The sequence below is a fragment of the Halomonas sp. KM-1 genome, from assembly GCF_000246875.1.
GTDB lineage: Bacteria > Pseudomonadota > Gammaproteobacteria > Pseudomonadales > Halomonadaceae > Halomonas > Halomonas aerodenitrificans.
This window is the reverse complement of the sequence record NZ_BAEU01000085.1, coordinates 15,476-31,442: the sequence shown is the minus strand read 5'-3', so window position 1 is coordinate 31,442 and position 15,967 is coordinate 15,476. Positions and strand designations below refer to the sequence as shown.

The 15,967-nt window shown below is 63.1% G+C and carries 11 protein-coding genes; 3 read left to right on the top strand and 8 right to left on the bottom strand.

From position 1 onward, the window contains the following. Positions 1 to 1,272, bottom strand: coding sequence for an aconitase X catalytic domain-containing protein (locus B8115_RS09365; RefSeq protein ID WP_010627527.1), 1,272 nt, complete (start codon positions 1,270 to 1,272; stop codon positions 1 to 3). A gap of 159 nt (positions 1,273 to 1,431) precedes the next feature. Between B8115_RS09365 and B8115_RS09360 the strand changes: the two genes are divergently transcribed. After that, positions 1,432 to 2,364 (top strand): LysR family transcriptional regulator, encoded by a 933-nt coding sequence (locus tag B8115_RS09360; RefSeq protein ID WP_010627526.1) that lies wholly within the window; start codon positions 1,432 to 1,434, stop codon positions 2,362 to 2,364. A 65-nt stretch (positions 2,365 to 2,429) separates the two neighbouring features. Here B8115_RS09360 and B8115_RS09355 read toward each other — a convergent pair whose 3' ends face one another. The 6 genes from B8115_RS09355 to mdlC all read right to left on the bottom strand — a co-directional run bounded on the left by B8115_RS09355 (position 2,430) and on the right by mdlC (position 11,305). After that, positions 2,430 to 4,127 carry a dihydroxy-acid dehydratase gene (locus B8115_RS09355; protein WP_010627525.1) on the bottom strand — a complete coding sequence of 566 codons (1,698 nt, stop codon included), beginning with the start codon at positions 4,125 to 4,127 and terminating at the stop codon, positions 2,430 to 2,432. A gap of 50 nt (positions 4,128 to 4,177) precedes the next feature. Beyond that, a complete protein-coding gene (locus tag B8115_RS09350) occupies positions 4,178 to 5,401 on the bottom strand; it encodes a TAXI family TRAP transporter solute-binding subunit (RefSeq protein ID WP_010627524.1) in 1,224 nt (407 codons plus the stop codon). A gap of 83 nt (positions 5,402 to 5,484) precedes the next feature. Next, entirely contained in the window at positions 5,485 to 6,831 is a 1,347-nt protein-coding gene (locus tag B8115_RS09345) for an FAD-dependent oxidoreductase (RefSeq protein WP_010627523.1), read from the bottom strand. 225 nt (positions 6,832 to 7,056) lie between these two features. Next, complete coding sequence (locus B8115_RS09340; protein ID WP_010627522.1) at positions 7,057 to 8,508, bottom strand: aldehyde dehydrogenase; 1,452 nt, start codon at positions 8,506 to 8,508, stop codon at positions 7,057 to 7,059. Positions 8,509 to 8,638: 130 nt separating this feature from the next. Continuing rightward, positions 8,639 to 9,664 carry a TRAP transporter substrate-binding protein gene (locus B8115_RS09335; RefSeq protein ID WP_010627521.1) on the bottom strand — a complete coding sequence of 342 codons (1,026 nt, stop codon included), beginning with the start codon at positions 9,662 to 9,664 and terminating at the stop codon, positions 8,639 to 8,641. Between the two features lie 60 nt (positions 9,665 to 9,724). After that, a complete protein-coding gene (gene mdlC, locus B8115_RS09330) occupies positions 9,725 to 11,305 on the bottom strand; it encodes a benzoylformate decarboxylase (protein ID WP_010627520.1) in 1,581 nt (526 codons plus the stop codon). 104 nt (positions 11,306 to 11,409) lie between these two features. On the opposite strand from mdlC, the gene B8115_RS09325 reads away from it, so the two are divergent. After that, complete coding sequence (locus B8115_RS09325) at positions 11,410 to 12,309, top strand: LysR family transcriptional regulator (protein WP_010627519.1); 900 nt, start codon at positions 11,410 to 11,412, stop codon at positions 12,307 to 12,309. A gap of 52 nt (positions 12,310 to 12,361) precedes the next feature. Here B8115_RS09325 and B8115_RS23280 read toward each other — a convergent pair whose 3' ends face one another. Beyond that, positions 12,362 to 13,102: a hypothetical protein gene (locus tag B8115_RS23280; protein WP_141638554.1), complete on the bottom strand. Its 741-nt coding sequence runs from the start codon at positions 13,100 to 13,102 to the stop codon at positions 12,362 to 12,364. Between the two features lie 767 nt (positions 13,103 to 13,869). On the opposite strand from B8115_RS23280, the gene B8115_RS09315 reads away from it, so the two are divergent. Beyond that, positions 13,870 to 15,966, top strand: a complete 2,097-nt coding sequence (locus B8115_RS09315) for a type VI secretion system Vgr family protein (RefSeq protein ID WP_010627518.1) — start codon at positions 13,870 to 13,872, stop codon at positions 15,964 to 15,966. Position 15,967: the final 1 nt, after the last annotated feature.

The window sequence follows — 15,967 nt, the reverse complement described above, 5'->3', positions numbered from 1 at the left end:
TCAGAGCCCTCCCTGCCACTCACCGGTCAGTGCCGCATCGACGCACTGGCGCACCGATCCGAACCATCCCTGCAGCTTGGCGATGGCCGGCAGATAATGGGCCTGCTTAGCCGAGTCCGTGGCAATCACCCTGACCCCTTCGGGAAGACGGCGAGAGATCGCCGGGCAGGTATCGCTCATGATGACGCCGCCCGCCGCCTCGATGGTCTCCAGGTACCCGGCACGCCGGGCGATCTCCTTGATGGCACGGGGCGTATGGACCCACAGCGCCACATCGGGATGGATCTTGCGACCGCGCAACAGATGCGCCACCAGCTCAACCTGCTCAATGGCATTGTGAGGGCAACCAAGCATGATGAAGTCCACCCGGCGGTCGGTGGCGCTCTGCAGCTTCTCCCAAGCCTCGCGCCGCTCGGCCTCGCCGAAGTGCAGTTCATGCTGCGGTCGATGGGGACCGAAGGCTTCTTCCAAGGTACGCGCTTCCGGCGTGACACCGGGGATGTGATACATCTCGACACCGCCCGACGAGGCAGCCGCAGCGCCGAAGTGCTTTAGCTTGATCAGGCTGGGATGGTGCAGACGACCGCTCAATACCGGCTTGTGCTCCTGGACGACTTCACCGACGTAGTAGCCCAGCAGCCCCCAGTCCATCATGTCGTCGACATCGATTGACACGTTCACGCGATGGGTACCGAAGCGGTTCTGCGGCAAGTGATAGCCCCAGTAGGGAATGCGCCCGGTAAGGGCCGCAGCCCCGGTGCTCTCCTTGCCCTCGACATTGGTCCGCGCGCCGAGCACGGAATTGCAGTAAATGACGGCGGACGACTCCATCCAGGCGCAGTGTTCACCCATCAGCGGTACGTTGCCCACCTGATAGGGCGTACAGGTGGCGCACATGTTGATGCCCCGCTCGCCCAGGAATTTCTCCGAAGCCCGCTGCATCTTCACCAGTGACTCATCGACGCCCTGCAAGCGCCAATTGTCGTTGTCGATACCGGTGATCAGCTGAGTCGTCGGCACGGCGACGCGCGGTATCTCGACGACCTCGTCACTGTCGAGATTGAGTTCGGAATAGACGGCGTCGAAGCCCTTGTCGACGATGGCCTGTATCGAAGGGGTCGAAGCATTGAAGGCCCCCGCCACATTGCGCGTCTCGACCAGACGCTCCGCGCCCACGGCCTGACCATAGCGCAGCAGCAGGTCCATGGCCCGCGCCTTGGCGGGACCGTTGGCGCCGTCCAGCATGGCTTTCTCATAATCCGTCAACTGCATGGTGCGTGCCTCCTCATGCCGGCGTATCGCGACGCCTGGCTTTCATTGTTTTAGGCAGACTAGCCAAGCCTATCTTTTGGAGAAATAGTCGTTTTAAGATAAGAGCTTTCGCAAAACGCGAAAAAACAACTACCCGTACCGCCCTACCTGGAGGTCGTCTTGGATACCCTGACCAACATCCGCACCTTTCTGACGGTAGTGCGTGCCGGCAGCTTTTCAGCCGCCGCTCGTACCCTGGACACTGTGCCCTCGGTGATCACCAAGCGAATCGACCAGTTGGAGCACCAGCTCAAGGTCAGCCTCTTCACGCGCACCACCCGCAAGCTCGATCTGACCGAGGTCGGCGAACGCTACTATCCGCGTTTCATGACCATCGTTCGGGAGATCGACGATGCCTTTCAGGACGTGACCAGCTCACGGCATCGCATCGAAGAGAAGCTGCGCATCAAGTGCCCCACGACCATGGCCATTCAGTACTACGGGCATATCCTCACCGACTTCCAGCGCAGCTATCCGGGGATCCGGCTCGAACTGCTGCTGATCGATCGCTCGGTGAACCCGGTAGAGGAGGGCTTCGATATCGCCATCGGCGCCCTGCCCACCTCTTATGCCAACGTCGAGGACATCCCGCTGTGCCCGCTGCCGCGGATCATCGTGGCATCGCCCACCTATCTTCAGGAGAAGGGTATGCCGAAGCATCCGAGTGACCTGATTCACCACGACTGCCTGACCTTTCTTGCCGCTGGCAACCGCTGGCAGTTCCAGGGCGACAAGGGGCCGGTGAGCGTGGATGTCACGGCCCGGGTCAGCGTCAACGACAGCCACGTTCTCATGCATGCCGTGGAAAACCACCTGGGCATCGCCATCGTCGCCAGGCACATTGCGGAGCCCAGCCTGCAGCAGGGCCTGGCGACGGAAATACTCTCCCGTTATCCCGTGCCCGATCTGTGGGTGAAGGCACTGGTGCCGCGCAATCGGCGTGGCAACGCGGCAGTGGAGGCGGTAATCAGTTGGCTCAAGAGTGCCAGTCAACCAAGCCCCCCCTGGGAGCAGATCCCGCTCAGCAAGATCACTCGCCAGCCACCGCCCTGACGCCCTGCGCTGGTCTCGGCACGCGACACCAAGGTACGCATACGGCCGCCGACGCTACGGACGCTTCAGTCCACGGCGTCTTCGCCGCTGCGCACCAGCACCGCCCCCATCGTCAGCGGTTGCACAGTACGCCGGTACTGCTGCAACCAGCCGCTATCGAACTGCGGTTGGCGAGGACGCCACCGCTGCAGGCGCCGCTCCAGCTCGTCGGCATCCACCTCCAGGTCGCAGCGCCGCGTATCGAGGTCGATGACGATACGGTCGCCATCCTCCACCAGCGCCAGCGGGCCGGCCACGGATCCCTCGGGAGAAACCTCGGCCACCACCAACCCCTTGCAGACCAGCCCCGAAAGGTGGCCATCGGTGAGCATCGCCACCTCCTCGCCCAGACCGGCACCGTCGATGGCAAAGACCACCCGCGATGCACCGCCCCCCATACCGGGCCCACCGCACACCCCAGCCCCGCGCATGACCAGCACATCACCGGGGCGGATCTCGCCCAGCTTCAAGGCCTCCAAGGCATCGTCCGAGCTGGAGAAGCAGCGCGCAGGACCGCAGAAGCGGCGTACCTTGCGCTCCACGATGCCGGTTTTGACGATCCCCGACTCCAGGGCCAGGCTGCCGCGCAGCATGACGATTGCCGGACGCGAGGCAACGGGGCTTGCCATCGGGCGGATCACGCTCTCATCCGCCACCGTGACGCCATCCAGCTCGGCCTCGAGAGAACGCCCCGTCACCGTAATCACATCGGCATCCAACAGCGGTTCCAACTGCTTGAGCACCGCCTGGCAACCGCCGGCCGCCTCGAAGGCCTCGATGGTATGCGCCCCCACCGGACGCACCGCACTGAGCACCGGCACCTGGTCGGCCAGTCGCTCGAAGAGCGCATACACGTCGACGTCGCAATGCGCTTCCACGGCCACTGCCTGAAGATGCTTGACCGAATTGATCGAGCCGCCCACCGCCAATACCGCTCGTGCAGCGTTGGCAAAACTGCCAGACGTGAGAATGTCGCGGGGCTTGAGGTCCTCCCAGATCATGTCGACGATGCGCCGGCCCGCCTGGCGCACCGTATCGCGCATGCGGGCACTGTTGGCCGCCACCGGCGTGCTGCCCGGCAGCGCCATACCCAGCGCCTCGCAAACGATATGCATCGAGTTCGCCGTTCCCATACCGGAACAGACCCCCGGCCCCTTGACCGCCTCGCGGCTCATGCCGATGAGCTCCTCTCGGTCCAGGTTTCCGGTCACCGCATGCATGGCGCCGACGAAGACATCCTCGATATCGACATGCCGGCCCCGATACTCGCCGCTGGGCTGATAACCACAGGCCACCATCAGGCTGGGAATGTTGAGACGCGCGGCAGCCATCAGCTGGCCCGGCACGGTCTTGTCGCAGGATGTCAGACAAATCATGCCATCGAGCATGGCGCCCTCGACACTGGCCTCGATGTCATTGGTGACGAGATCCCGCGCCGCAAGGATATAGGCACCGCGAGCGCCGGCTCCGGTGATGAAGTCGCTGGGTGCCGTGGTGCGCACCTCGAAGGGCACGCCCCCGGCCTCCCGAATGGCCTGCTTGAGCTCGGCCGCAACACCGTCGAGATGGGAGAAACAGGCGGCCAGTTCGGATGAGGTGTTGATGATGGCAATCTTGGGTTTCTCGCAGTCTTCCTCGGCAATGCCCAGGGCATGCCAGTGAGCGTTACGCACCGCCCAAAGATAAGAGCCGCGGGGGAAATTGCTGCGCAGTTTACGTTTCATGAGTCCGCCCTGTGGTAATGGTGGTCTTGAATCTCAGCCAGCTCGTTTCCTCAGTCCAGGGCGCGAACCAACTCGCCGTAGGGCTGCGCGATGCCATTCTCTTCGCGATACTGCTGCCAGAAATTCACCCAGCGCTCATTACCGGGACTGACGTTGATTCCCTGGTCGGCGGCCAGGGCCATGGCTTCCTGATAACTGGCCACTCTCGACTGGGCAAGCTCTACCAGGGCATCCTGACGCTCCTGGAAGGCCTCGCTCCAAAGCCCCTTTTCCTCCAGATAACGGATCGCACCTTCATGTAGAGGCTGCATGGCTCCGTGCTCGAGGAACAGCTCCAGGTTATCCAGCTTCATCATGTGGGCGTGCGTGAAGTCCCCCTTGAAGCTGTCGTAGGCTTCATCCATCCACTTGACCAGGTGATAGACGAAGTCCGGATCCTCGTCGCCGCGCACGTGATACATCTGGAAGGCATGATCCATGTTCAAACCATGTGCGCTGCTGACACCCGAGGTGACCGGCATGGCAACATAGCCCAGGTGCTTGTTGCGATAGCGCTCGTACGCCTCTGGATCCTCGGTCGGTTCAGGCAGCTCCAACCAGCGGATCCCATGGGGGCTGGCCTCCGCCTCATAGCTAGGGCCGGCAATGGGCCCGGTGATGGCCACATCGGCACGCCCCTCGGTGACCACCGCGGTGTTGGCACCGAAGCTGCCCACCTCGACCAGCTCCACCTCATCATGGTCGAGGTCGAGATAAGCCAATAACGCATCGATACCCACCAACAGAAAGGCAGAACTTCCGGCATAGGCAATTCGAGTGCCGGGGCCTATGTCGTGGATGCTCTCGATGTCCGAGTCGCCGCGTACCATGTACCCCCATGGCGTGACCATGGCCAAGGCGATGGCGCGTGTGTCGGCCGGCCCGCCATCGCGCGACGCGAATCCATCCACTGCTTCCATCTGGTCGTAATACTCGGAAGCCTGCATCAGAACGATGCGCCCTTCATCGGTATTCAACCAGGAGGCCCGTGAAAAACCGTTGGGCGCCGGCAGCACCCTCACCCGCGTGGGCTTCTGCGATGAGAGTTCCGTCGTCCAGGCCACTGCCAGGGAGTGATTGCCCGTACCCACCGCCGGTGTGATCACATTGAAGTAGCGAGGCCATTCATAGGCCTCATCGGCTATTGACTGCTGACCGATGGTGGCAACCGCGAGGCTGACACCGAGCACGGTGCCGGCTACCCACCTGAGCCCATTGAGCTGTTTGTTTTGCATTGCTGTGCGCTCCATAGAAAGAAACGGTGAATTATTATTGTGTCGGCGCCTCGCGCCCGGCCCGCCACATGGCGAGCCATTTTTCAGGAGGCCGCGACCTTGTTGGCCAGGTCCGCCTCGCTCCATCGATAGTGTCGTTTTTCGACGTTCTCCTTGACCCGCTCGCGCATCGCCTTGGCCTCGATGGCGTGGACGCTGCCACTCCCTGCCAGATCCAGGGCGTGCGCCGCCGCCATGCCCATGGCAATGCAGGGCCCCATAACCCTGACACTCGACAGGGCGGCCGCGTCGGCATCGATGCAGCGTCCTGCGGCCACCAGGTTATGGCACTCCTTCGGCACCAGGCTGCCGAGGGGGATGTAGTGGACATGTTCCTCATCGAAGGTGATCCAATGATGGCCATCGCTGTGATCATGCAGCTCGATGGGCCAGGCGGTGCGGCCGATAGCGTCATCGAACCGATAACCGCTCTTCAGCTCTTCGACGGTGAGATGATGGCGCCCCACGATCCAGCGGGTCTGGCGGATACCCGGCAGGCCGAAGGATCTGATGCGCGCCTTGCCGAAGCACTCGGGAAACTCCTGGCGCAGGAACTCCACCCCCCTGGCGGCCTGCTCCTTGCCCTCCAGGGCCTTGGCCGATGCCTCGAGCGGGTCCAGCGGGGTTTCGACATGGGTCATGTTCATCGCCGCGATCCCGCTGCCGGGTATGTTGAAACCAAGCCCCTCGCGACGCAGCAGCCCATAGGCATCGCCCCTCTCCTTCATGCGCTGGCTGATCTCCTGCTTCGTCGGCTGATGGCGCTCATCGATATGCTCGAGCACCACCATCTGGGTACCGAAAACGCCCTGTCTGGCCGGCTCACGGCAGGCGAAACCCGCCTGGTAAGTCAGTGCCGCATCGCCGCTGGCATCGACGAAGCCTTGCGCCTCGATGCTCACCGCCCCGTAGCGGGTCATGAAGTCGGTACGCACGATCCGGCCATCCTCGACATGGACATCGAGCAGCATGGCCCCCAGCAGCGGCGTGATGCCGGCCTCGAGGACGCTGTTCTCGCTCCAGCGTCCCAGCGCCACCTCGTCGTAATACACCACCGTGGTATTGGGACCATTGCGATAGTAGATCGCCCCTTCCTGCCCCTCGAGGTAACTCAGAATGTCATCGGCGATGCCGTGCGTGAACTGGTAGCCATGGGTGCCGTTCGAGAAAAGCCCACAGAAGGTGGCAATGATCGAATTGACCGCCTGGCCGCCCAGTGCCGGCTGGCTGTCGACCAGAACCACACTGCGTCCCAGCTTGGCCGCCTGCAGGGCAGCCGACATGCCAGCGATACCGGCGCCCACAACACAGATATCGGCCTTGAGATGTCGCGTAGCACGCGCATTGTCACGACGCACGATGCGCGTCTCGGTGCTCGGTGAACCCGCCATGTAAGCTATCTCCCGTTGTCATTTCCCTGGAGACTAGACAAGGGAGTCTTTTGGAAAAATAGCCTTATCAAGACAGCAGCTTTCGTCATTTGCGAAAAGCGAGCAAGCCACGAAGACTGGAAATAGCTCGATAAAGGCGTACAGGCTGCGGCTGCTACCAAGAGATAGGCGCCAGCTTGCTAGCCGGCGCCTATCCCACCACGTCGAGACTGGGGCTAACTCTGCTCAAATGGGATAGTGCCGCGGCCCCAATTGCACCGTCACCCAGCGCAGCTCGGTGAACTCCTCGATGCCCGCCTTGCCGCCGAAGCGCCCGTAACCGCTGGCCTTGGTGCCGCCGAAAGGCATCTGCGGCTCGTCGTGTACCGTCGGCGCATTGATATGGCAGATGCCCGAGCGGATCTTCCCGGCCACCTTCATCGCCCGCGCCGTATCGCGGCTGAACACCGCCGCCGAGAGGCCGTACTCGCTGTCGTTGGCGATGCGAATCGCTTCCTCCTCGCCATCGACGCGGATCACCGCCACCACCGGCCCGAAGGACTCCTCGCTGTAGAGACGCATTGCCGGCGTCACGCCATCCACCACCGTGGCCGGCATGATCACCCCATCGGCCCGACCGCCGGCGGCCAAGCGCGCACCGTGGCTCTCGGCATCGTCGAGCAGCGCATTGAGCTTCTGCCCCGACTCGGCGTTGATCAGGGTGCCCAGAGCGTTGCCCTCGCCGCGCGGATCGCCGACATTGAGCGCCGCGGCGCGGGTGGCCAGCTTGTCGACGAAGGCATCGGCCACCGAGGCATCGACGATCAGCCGCTCGGTGGACATGCAGATCTGCCCCTGGTTGAAGAAGGCACCGAAGATCGCCGCATCCACCGCGGCATCCAGATCGGCGTCTTTCAGCACCAGGAACGGCGCCTTGCCGCCCAGTTCCAGCAGCACCGGCTTGAGATAGCGTGCAGCCTTCTCGGCGATGATCCGCCCCACCCCGGTAGAGCCGGTGAAGTTGATGCGCGTCACCTCGGGATGGGCGATCAGCGTCTCGACGATCTGCGGGGCCTCGTGGGGCGCATTGGTGACCACGTTGACCACGCCGTCACCGAGGCCGGCCTCCACCAGCACCTCACCGATCAAGTGATGGGTCGCCGGGCACTGCTCCGAGGCCTTGAGAATCACCGTGTTGCCGCACGCCAGCGGTGTGGCCACGGCCCGGGTGCCGAGAATGATCGGTGCGTTCCACGGCGCGATACCCACCACCACGCCGCAGGGCACGCGAATGCCCATGGCCAGGTTGTCGGGCACGTTGGAAGGGATCACGTCGCCCTGAATCTGGGTGGTCAGCGCCGCCGCCTCTCGCAGCATGCCGGCGGCCACCATCACGTTGAAGCCGGCCCAGCCCGGCGTGGCGCCGGTCTCGTCCACCATGCGCTCGATGAACTCGGCCTGGCGCGCCTCCATCAGCTCAGCCGCCTTGAGCAGCTTGCCGCGCCGCTCGCCGGGGCCCGTTTGCGACCAGGTCGCGAAGGCGCGGCCCGCGGCATCCGCCGCCGCCTTGGCATCCGCCACCGAAGCCGCTGCCGCCGTGGTCGCCACCTCACCCGTGAACGGGTTGCGGCGTTCGAACGTTCCTTCTCCAGAGGCAGCCTTGGTCTGGCCGCCGATCAGCAATCCGAGGGTCGTCATGGGTCACTCCGTTGCGTTGTTTTCAGCATTGCCCGCTTCTCATTCTCCCCGAAGCTAACGGCTGCATAAGGCAATATCAGCGGGATTACTTGGACTTTTCCCGTATCGGGTTTGGACTTTAGTCGCGCACTCAATCTGGTTCCACGGGGCACTCGTCACGCAGTTCGAGCGCCCGCTGGTAGACCTCGCGCGCATTGTCGATACCGCGCTGCTCGAGGCGAACCAGGTAGGCCTCCGTTCCCTCGTTGAGCGGACCCGACCACTCAGGATCGTTCAATGGGTCTTCCACCGTGTTGATGGTGCCGCCCTGAGCCTCGGCCTCCTCGCGCCCCTCTCGATCCAGCCGCGCATACACCTCGCCGGCCCGACGGGTCCAGGCCATGCCGCTGACCTCGTCGATGGCAGCCTGCTGCTCCGGCGAAAGACGCTCGTAGCTCGCATGATTCATGACTGCCACCGCCACGCCGGTGTAGTAAGGCACCTCGAGATGATGATCGGCCAGCTCGTTGATGCCGAAGGTCTTCATCGCCTGCCAGGGGAAGCTCAGGCCATCCATCACGCCGCGCTGTAGCGAGGTGTAGATGTCCGGCGCCGGCATGCCCACGGGGTTGGCCCCCAGACGCTCGAGGATCTCCCCGGCCACGTCGCTGGGACGACGGATGCGCAGGCCGCGCAGGTCGTCGGGCGTCTCGATGGCATGGCCCCGGGTGTGCAGATAGGCGGGGCCGGTGGTGAACAGGTAGAGCACCTTCACGTCGTCGTACTCGTCGGCGATGTGACCCTCGTCGTACAGCGTCTGCAGAATGCAGCCACCCTGGGGAGCGCTGCCGGAAACGCCCGGCAGTTGGACGATCTCCGACAGCGGGAAGCGGCCGGCGGTGTAGCCCTGCATGGTGATGGCGATGTCGGAGATACCGTTCACCGTGCCCTGGTAGGCCTGCTCGGAGCGGCTCAGAGTCTGGGAGGGGTAGTTCTCGACGGTCAGCTCGCCGCCGGTGGCTTCTTCGACGTGCTTGGCCCAGGCCTCGAAGATCTCCTTGTTGACGTCGGAGTTGGCCGGCCAGAAATGGGACATGCGCAGGGTGTCGGCCTGCGCGCTGACGACGATGCCCGCCGCACAGGCGGCGAGGAGGCTGCGGGAGATGGCGTGATTCATGGTGTGTCCTCTCTTATCGTTGTAGTGACCTTATCGTTGTAGTGGCGGTGTGATGCGGGCTCAGGTGGGCAGGGTCGGCACCTCGATCAGTAGCGGGCGGTCCATCGCAAAACCTTCCTGCAACGCAGCCTCCAGGCCCTGCCGGGAATCGGCCAGACGCGCCTCGACTCCGTAGCCACGAGCCAGGGCGCAGAAGTCGATGTCCGGCACGTCGAGACCCGGCGCATCGTCGACCTTCATGTGCCGAGCAAAGCCGCGCAGGGCGCCGTAGGTGCCGTTCTTGAGGATGATCAGCACCGCCGGAATGCGATACTGAGCGGCGCTCCACAGCGCGGTGATGGCGTAGCTGGCGGAGCCGTCGCCTATCACGCCGATCACTTGTCGCCGGGGTTGGGCGAGCTGTACGCCGAGCGCCGCCGGCAAGCCGAAACCGAGCCCGCCCGCGGCGGGGAAGAAGTAGCTGCCGGGCTCACGCATGCCCACGCGCTCCCAGAAGATCTCCACCGTCGAGGTCGACTCCTTGACGTAGATGGCGTCTTCCGGCGCCAGCGCGTCCAGGGTGTCGAACACGTTGGCCGGGGCCAGGCGCCCCTCGCCGTCTTCCACTGCTGCCGGCCTGGGCAGCGTTTCGGGCATGGCCCGTGCGCTCTGTTCGATGCGCGGCAGCAGCGCTTCAAGTGTGGCGTGAACGTCGCCCACCAGGGCATTGCCCATGGGAGCACGAGCCGCCTCGTTGGCATCGCCGGTGACATGCACCAGGCCCGCCCCTTCGGGCAGATAACGCCCGGGTGCGTACTTGTGATAGCGGAACACCGGCGCCCCGACCACCACGATCAGATCGTGCCCTTCCAGGTGGGCGGTAATGCCGGCAATGGCCGCCGGCAGCACGCCGCGGAAGCACGGGTGTCGATTGGGAAACGGGCAGCGCGAGGCGGAAGGCGCCACCCATACCGGCAGGCGCAGGCGTTCGGCCAGCTCCACAGCCAGCCCGTTGGCCTGGCGGGCGTCGACCTCGGGCCCCAGCACCAGTACCGGGTTCTCGGCGGCGTTGAGCCTCAGTGCGAGGCGCTCGAGCTGCGCAGCCGATAGCACGCCGGCGTGGTCGATCTCGCGCTCCACCACCAGCGCGGCATCGTCGCCCGCTTCGCGATCCCAGTCGTCGTGAGGGATCGAGACATAGACCGGCCCCCGCGGCGGCAGCGAGGCGCTGTGAATCGCTTGGCTCAGCGCCCGGGGAACGTCCTCCGGGCAGGCCGGTTCGTAGCTCCACTTCACCAGCGGCTTGGGCAGCTGCGGCGCATCCACGTTAGCCAGCATCGACTCCACGCCGATCATCGAGCGCGCCTGCTGCCCGGCGGTGATCACCAAGGGCGAGTGCGAATACCAGGCGTTGGTCAGCGCCCCCATGGCATTGCCAGTGCCCGCCGCGGCGTGCAGGTTGATGAATGCCGGCTTACCGCTGGCCAACGCGTAGCCGTCGGCCATCCCCGCCACCACGCCTTCGTGCAGCCCCAGCACATAGCGAAAATCCTCGGGAAATCCCTTGAGGAATGGCAGTTCATTGGAGCCGGGGTTGCCGAAAACGGTGGTGATTCCTTGATGACGCAGGAGCGAATAGGTGACGGCGTGAACGCTCGGCATGCTGGATTCCTTGTCCTTGTTTAGCGCGTGCCTTCACGCTAGTCGCGCCTGCTACAATCAAGCAAATCGATACTTTTGCTATCAAAAATAAAGCGTATTTATACATGAGCCATATCGACCTCAATCTCGTGCGCACCTTCGTGCTGCTCTACGAGACCGGTAGCGTCACCCAGACGGCCGAGCGCCTTTACGTCACCCAACCCTCGGTCAGCTATGCACTGGCCCGGCTGCGCGATCTGTTCGAAGACCGCCTGTTCGTGCGCACCCGCCAGGGCATGGAGCCCACCATTGCCGCTCGCCAGCTCTACCCTTCCCTGCGCGACGCCTTGCAGCAACTCCAGGACGCCATCGAAAGCAGCCGCGACTTCGATCCCGCCACCTGTACGCGCCGCTTCCGCCTGGCACTGACCGACCTGGGTGAAATGGCACTGCTGCCGAAGCTGATGCGTCGCCTGCACGAGCAGGCGCCCCAGGCCGAGCTGGAAGTGGTGCCGCTGGAGATCGAGCACGCCGAGGAGTGGCTGGCCGCCGGCAGGGTCAACGCGCTGATTTGCAGCCGGCCGCTGACCGGTGCCGCGATTGCGCGCCATGTACTCTTGAGGGATCGCTACGTGTGCCTGCTCAACCAGGAACGCTTCGGAGAAGGCCCCCTGACGCAAGAGCGCTTCATGGCCGCCCGTCACGTCGCTGTCACCTCTTCCTCCGGACACGGCCTTGCCGAGGAGGTGATGCGTCAGCACGGCATCCAGCGCAAGGTGAGCCTGGAGATACCGCACTTCTCGGTACTGCCGAAGGTGCTGCACGACAGCGACCTGATCACGATCATGCCGCTGCAGGTCGCCGCCAGCTTCACCGAAGGCTCACCGCTGACCATCTACGAACTGCCCTTTCACGTACCCGAGTTCGAGGTCGCGCTGCACTGGCAGGCCCAGGCCAACCGCTCCCCCTCTCAGCGCTGGTTCTGCGAGAGCATTATTGAGGCGATTGGGGAGCGGGAGGGGTGAAATAGGGTTATACGGTAGTGCATAATTGCTATTTTTAATAGAATGCAACTTCTCATAATACCGAGAAATAAAGGTCCGTGATATCCTTATAGGCCTGCTCATCCACAAGGACATCGGCAACAATGTAGACATCGTTCTCGTGCCCACCTCTTTTCTCTAGCACATCGTTCAATGCGCAGTCTTTCGACAGTCTTTCTTCTCTTTCAAGCCGACTAGCCAGTATAGCCCAACCGTCGGTAGACTCATCTCCGACAAAATCAGCCGGCACCCTACCTCTAATAGAGCACACCCATTCGCTACTTGGCCCATAAGTGACCTCAAGCCAATATTTTTCCGAAAACTTCACGCCACTAGGATACAACACAAAATCCTCAAGCACGGAAGTACTCAAATAGTCTGTCGACTTGAGAAAATACCAAGTAAATTCGGCTAGCTCTTGGCAGCGCTGTAGTGGGGGCGGAGCCTTGTAGTGATGCTCCAATAAATTGCGAACTGAGGAAAGCTCTCTCAGCATCGCTGGCCTTGCGACACCGAAATACCCTAGCATATCCAATAATTTTTCCGGTTTCCCAAGGACTGGAATTTTCTTGAAACGGTATAGAGCCGCCAAGAGCTTCACTCGATGATCGATCGCTCTATTGAGATTTATAATGCAATCAATTCGATAATGGTCATCGACGTCATGAGAAAGAAGTCGTTCTGCATGCTGAAGGTAGCTGTATGGTCGCTTCCAGTCAGTACCATTCGTAATGGATGAGCCTTGCGAAGTCGGGCTCCAAGAAAGAATTTCCATCGAAAGTGAACATCTCAATGCTGTAAACCTCCTAGTCGCCTTGTCAATTAGCTGCCAATGGACTAACCGAACACATACCTCAGCCTATACGCCAGGGTAAACCTTTACCAGGGGCGTGGATCAACGCGAACCTAAAGTGCTAGCCAATGCAAAGTGAACCTCGAAACTTCACATCCCCTAGTGCTGCCACGGGTGCTGATGTCCTTCCACGTGCCCGAGTTCGAAGTCGCTCTGCACTGGCAGGACCAGGCCAGCCGCTCCCCCCAGCGCTGGTTCTGTGAGTGCATCATCGGGGCGATTTGCACTTACCGATTAGCAGCCAAAACGGCCACGAGGCCTTCCTGCAGGTCTTTGACGAAATAAGCAGGCACCTCCAGCGAAGGAAAGTGCCCTCCCTTTTCGGCCGTCATCCATCTCACGATCTGCCGGTACCGCTGCTCTGCCCAAGGGCGCGGACACTTCTCGATGTCGCGGGATATATATAGTGATGGCCGACGGGACATCGATCCGAAGTTCGGGGTCGAGCGTGTTAACGCCACCGTGGCTTGCGTAGTAGATGCGGGCCGCCGAGACTGCGCGTGAAGCGCCAAGAGCGCCGATTACTGAGCCTGGAAACCCAATGGCAACCTTGGTGCGCCAGTGACATTTCTGTCGTCAATGTCTTACAAAAAGCAGAGAGGGTGACCTACAGCCTGCAAACCCAATGCCTGCTACCCTAACCCGCTTTCCAGGAACCAGGCGCTGATATCTCGCCGCAGGGAGGCACATTGGCCGACGCAAATGGATGGCAATTCACCCTCTCACTTGCCGGGACCGATCCGACCGAGCTGGCGGTGATCGAGTTCACTCACACCGAAGCGCTGTCCCAGCCCTTCAAACTGAGCGTGCGCTTCGCCAGCCGTAACGGCAGCCTCTCCGCTACCGAACTCCTCGATCGCCAGGCCAGCCTGACGATCTGGCAGGACGGCGAGGTGCTGCGCCGGGTTCATGGCGTGGTCAGCGAGTTCGCACGCGGCGACCGCGGCCATCGCCACACCCTCTACCGGGTCGAGATCCGTCCCGCGCTGTGGCGCCTCGGGCTGCGCCACAACTCGCGCATCTTCCAAGAGGTTTCGCCGCTCACCGTGCTCAACACCCTGTGCGACGAGCGCGGCCTCACGGATGTGGCCTTCGCCGCTACTCGCGAGCTGCAGGCTCGAGAGTTCCTTGTGCAGTATCGGGAAACCGATCTCGCCTTCGTCGAGCGTCTGGCCGCCGAAGAGGGCCTGTTCTACTTCCATGAGTTCGAGGACACCCCGAACGGTGCCCACCGCCTGATCTTCGCCGACGCGCCCCAGGTGCTACCCCACCTGGGCGAGCGCACCTACCACGGCCGAGCGGGGGGCACGCCGCCCAAGCGTCATGTGCGTAAGCTCCAGCAGCATGCCCGGGTCGCCCCGGCCTCGGTCACGCTCAAGGACTACTCGTTCAAGAACCCGGCCTATGCGCAGCTGCACGAACACGCCGCGGGTGACCTGGAAGAGCACGCTCAAAGGGATGACTACGAGCACTACGACTACCCCGGGCGCTACAAGGCCGATGCCTCCGGCCAGGCCTTCACCCGTATTCGCCTCGAAGCGCTGCGCCAGAAGGCTAGCACCGCCGACGCCGAGAGCGACCTGCCCGAACTCGCCCCGGGCGTGCGCTTTGCGCTCACCGACCACGACATCGATGAGCTCAACCGCGATTGGCAGGTCATCCAGGTCGTTCACCACGGCAAGCAGCCCCAGGCGCTGGAAGAGGATGGCTTCGTTCAGGAAAGCGATCAAACCGATCAAGGCGGCATGACCAAGTACCATAACGAACTGGTGCTGATGCCCGCCGACCAGGCCTGGCGCCCCAAGCCCAACCCCAAGCCCCGCGTCGACGGCCCGCAGATCGCCGTGGTGGTCGGTCCCGAGGGCGAAGAGATTTACTGCGACGAGCACGGCCGGGTCAAGGTCCAGTTCCCTTGGGACCGCTACGCCGAGCCTGATGAAACCGCCAGCGCCTGGGTACGCGTGAGCCAGGGCTGGGCCGGCGGCGGCTACGGTAGCATGGCGATTCCCCGGATTGGACATGAGACGGTCGTCTCGTTCCTCGAGGGCGACCCGGATCAGCCGTTGATCACCGGGCGGGTCTACAACGCCGTCAACACACCGCCCTACGAACTCCCGGCCCACAAGACCCGCACCGTGATCCGTACCCAGAGCCACAAGGGCGAGGGCTTCCAGGAGCTGCGCTTCGAGGACGAAGCGGGCGAAGAGCAGATCTGGCTGCACGCCCAGAAAGACCTGGAGCTGCTGACCAACAACGACCGCACCGAAGAGATCGGCAACGACAGCTTCCTCACCGTGCACCATGACCGCATCGGCGAGATCCATGCCGACGCTCACCACACCGTGCGCGGCGACCGCCATGAGCAAACCGTCGCCAACCAGCACCTCACGGTACAGGGCACCCTGCACCTCAAGGCCGGCCAGGCCTGGCTCAGCGAATGCGGCCGCGAGCTGCACGTCAAGGCCGGTCACAAGGTGGTGCTCGAAGCCGGCAGCGAAATGACGCTCAACGCCGGCGGCAGCTTCCTCAAGCTCGACGGCGGCGGCGTCACCCTGGTCGGCCCCAAGGTCAAGATCAACGCCGGAGGCAGCCCCGGCTCGGGAAGCGGCCAGGCCGTCGAGACGCCACTGCTGCCGGGGCGAGCAATGGCTGAAGCGCATCAGCGTATTGAGGGCTTCACGCACGAGGCACGGCTTACGACGCACCTCAAGTTGCCGGAGATCTGCGAAGAGTGCTGGCGGGAAGCGTTGGCCTCGGGGCAAACAATGGTTCAGGCGGGGAAATAGC

What these genes read in the sequence shown, in the direction of transcription:
- B8115_RS09340 (WP_010627522.1), bottom strand. Translation starts at nt 8,508, where the DNA reads ATGACGACCCTCGGATTGCTGATCGGCGGCCAGACCAAGGCTGCCTCT.
- B8115_RS09335 (WP_010627521.1), bottom strand. Translation starts at nt 9,664, where the DNA reads ATGAATCACGCCATCTCCCGCAGCCTCCTCGCCGCCTGTGCGGCGGGC.
- B8115_RS09365 (WP_010627527.1), bottom strand. Translation starts at nt 1,272, where the DNA reads ATGCAGTTGACGGATTATGAGAAAGCCATGCTGGACGGCGCCAACGGT.
- B8115_RS23280 (WP_141638554.1), bottom strand. Translation starts at nt 13,102, where the DNA reads ATGGAAATTCTTTCTTGGAGCCCGACTTCGCAAGGCTCATCCATTACG.
- B8115_RS09350 (WP_010627524.1), bottom strand. Translation starts at nt 5,401, where the DNA reads ATGCAAAACAAACAGCTCAATGGGCTCAGGTGGGTAGCCGGCACCGTG.
- B8115_RS09345 (WP_010627523.1), bottom strand. Translation starts at nt 6,831, where the DNA reads ATGGCGGGTTCACCGAGCACCGAGACGCGCATCGTGCGTCGTGACAAT.
- B8115_RS09355 (WP_010627525.1), bottom strand. Translation starts at nt 4,127, where the DNA reads ATGAAACGTAAACTGCGCAGCAATTTCCCCCGCGGCTCTTATCTTTGG.
- B8115_RS09325 (WP_010627519.1), top strand. Translation starts at nt 11,410, where the DNA reads ATGAGCCATATCGACCTCAATCTCGTGCGCACCTTCGTGCTGCTCTAC.
- mdlC (WP_010627520.1), bottom strand. Translation starts at nt 11,305, where the DNA reads ATGCCGAGCGTTCACGCCGTCACCTATTCGCTCCTGCGTCATCAAGGA.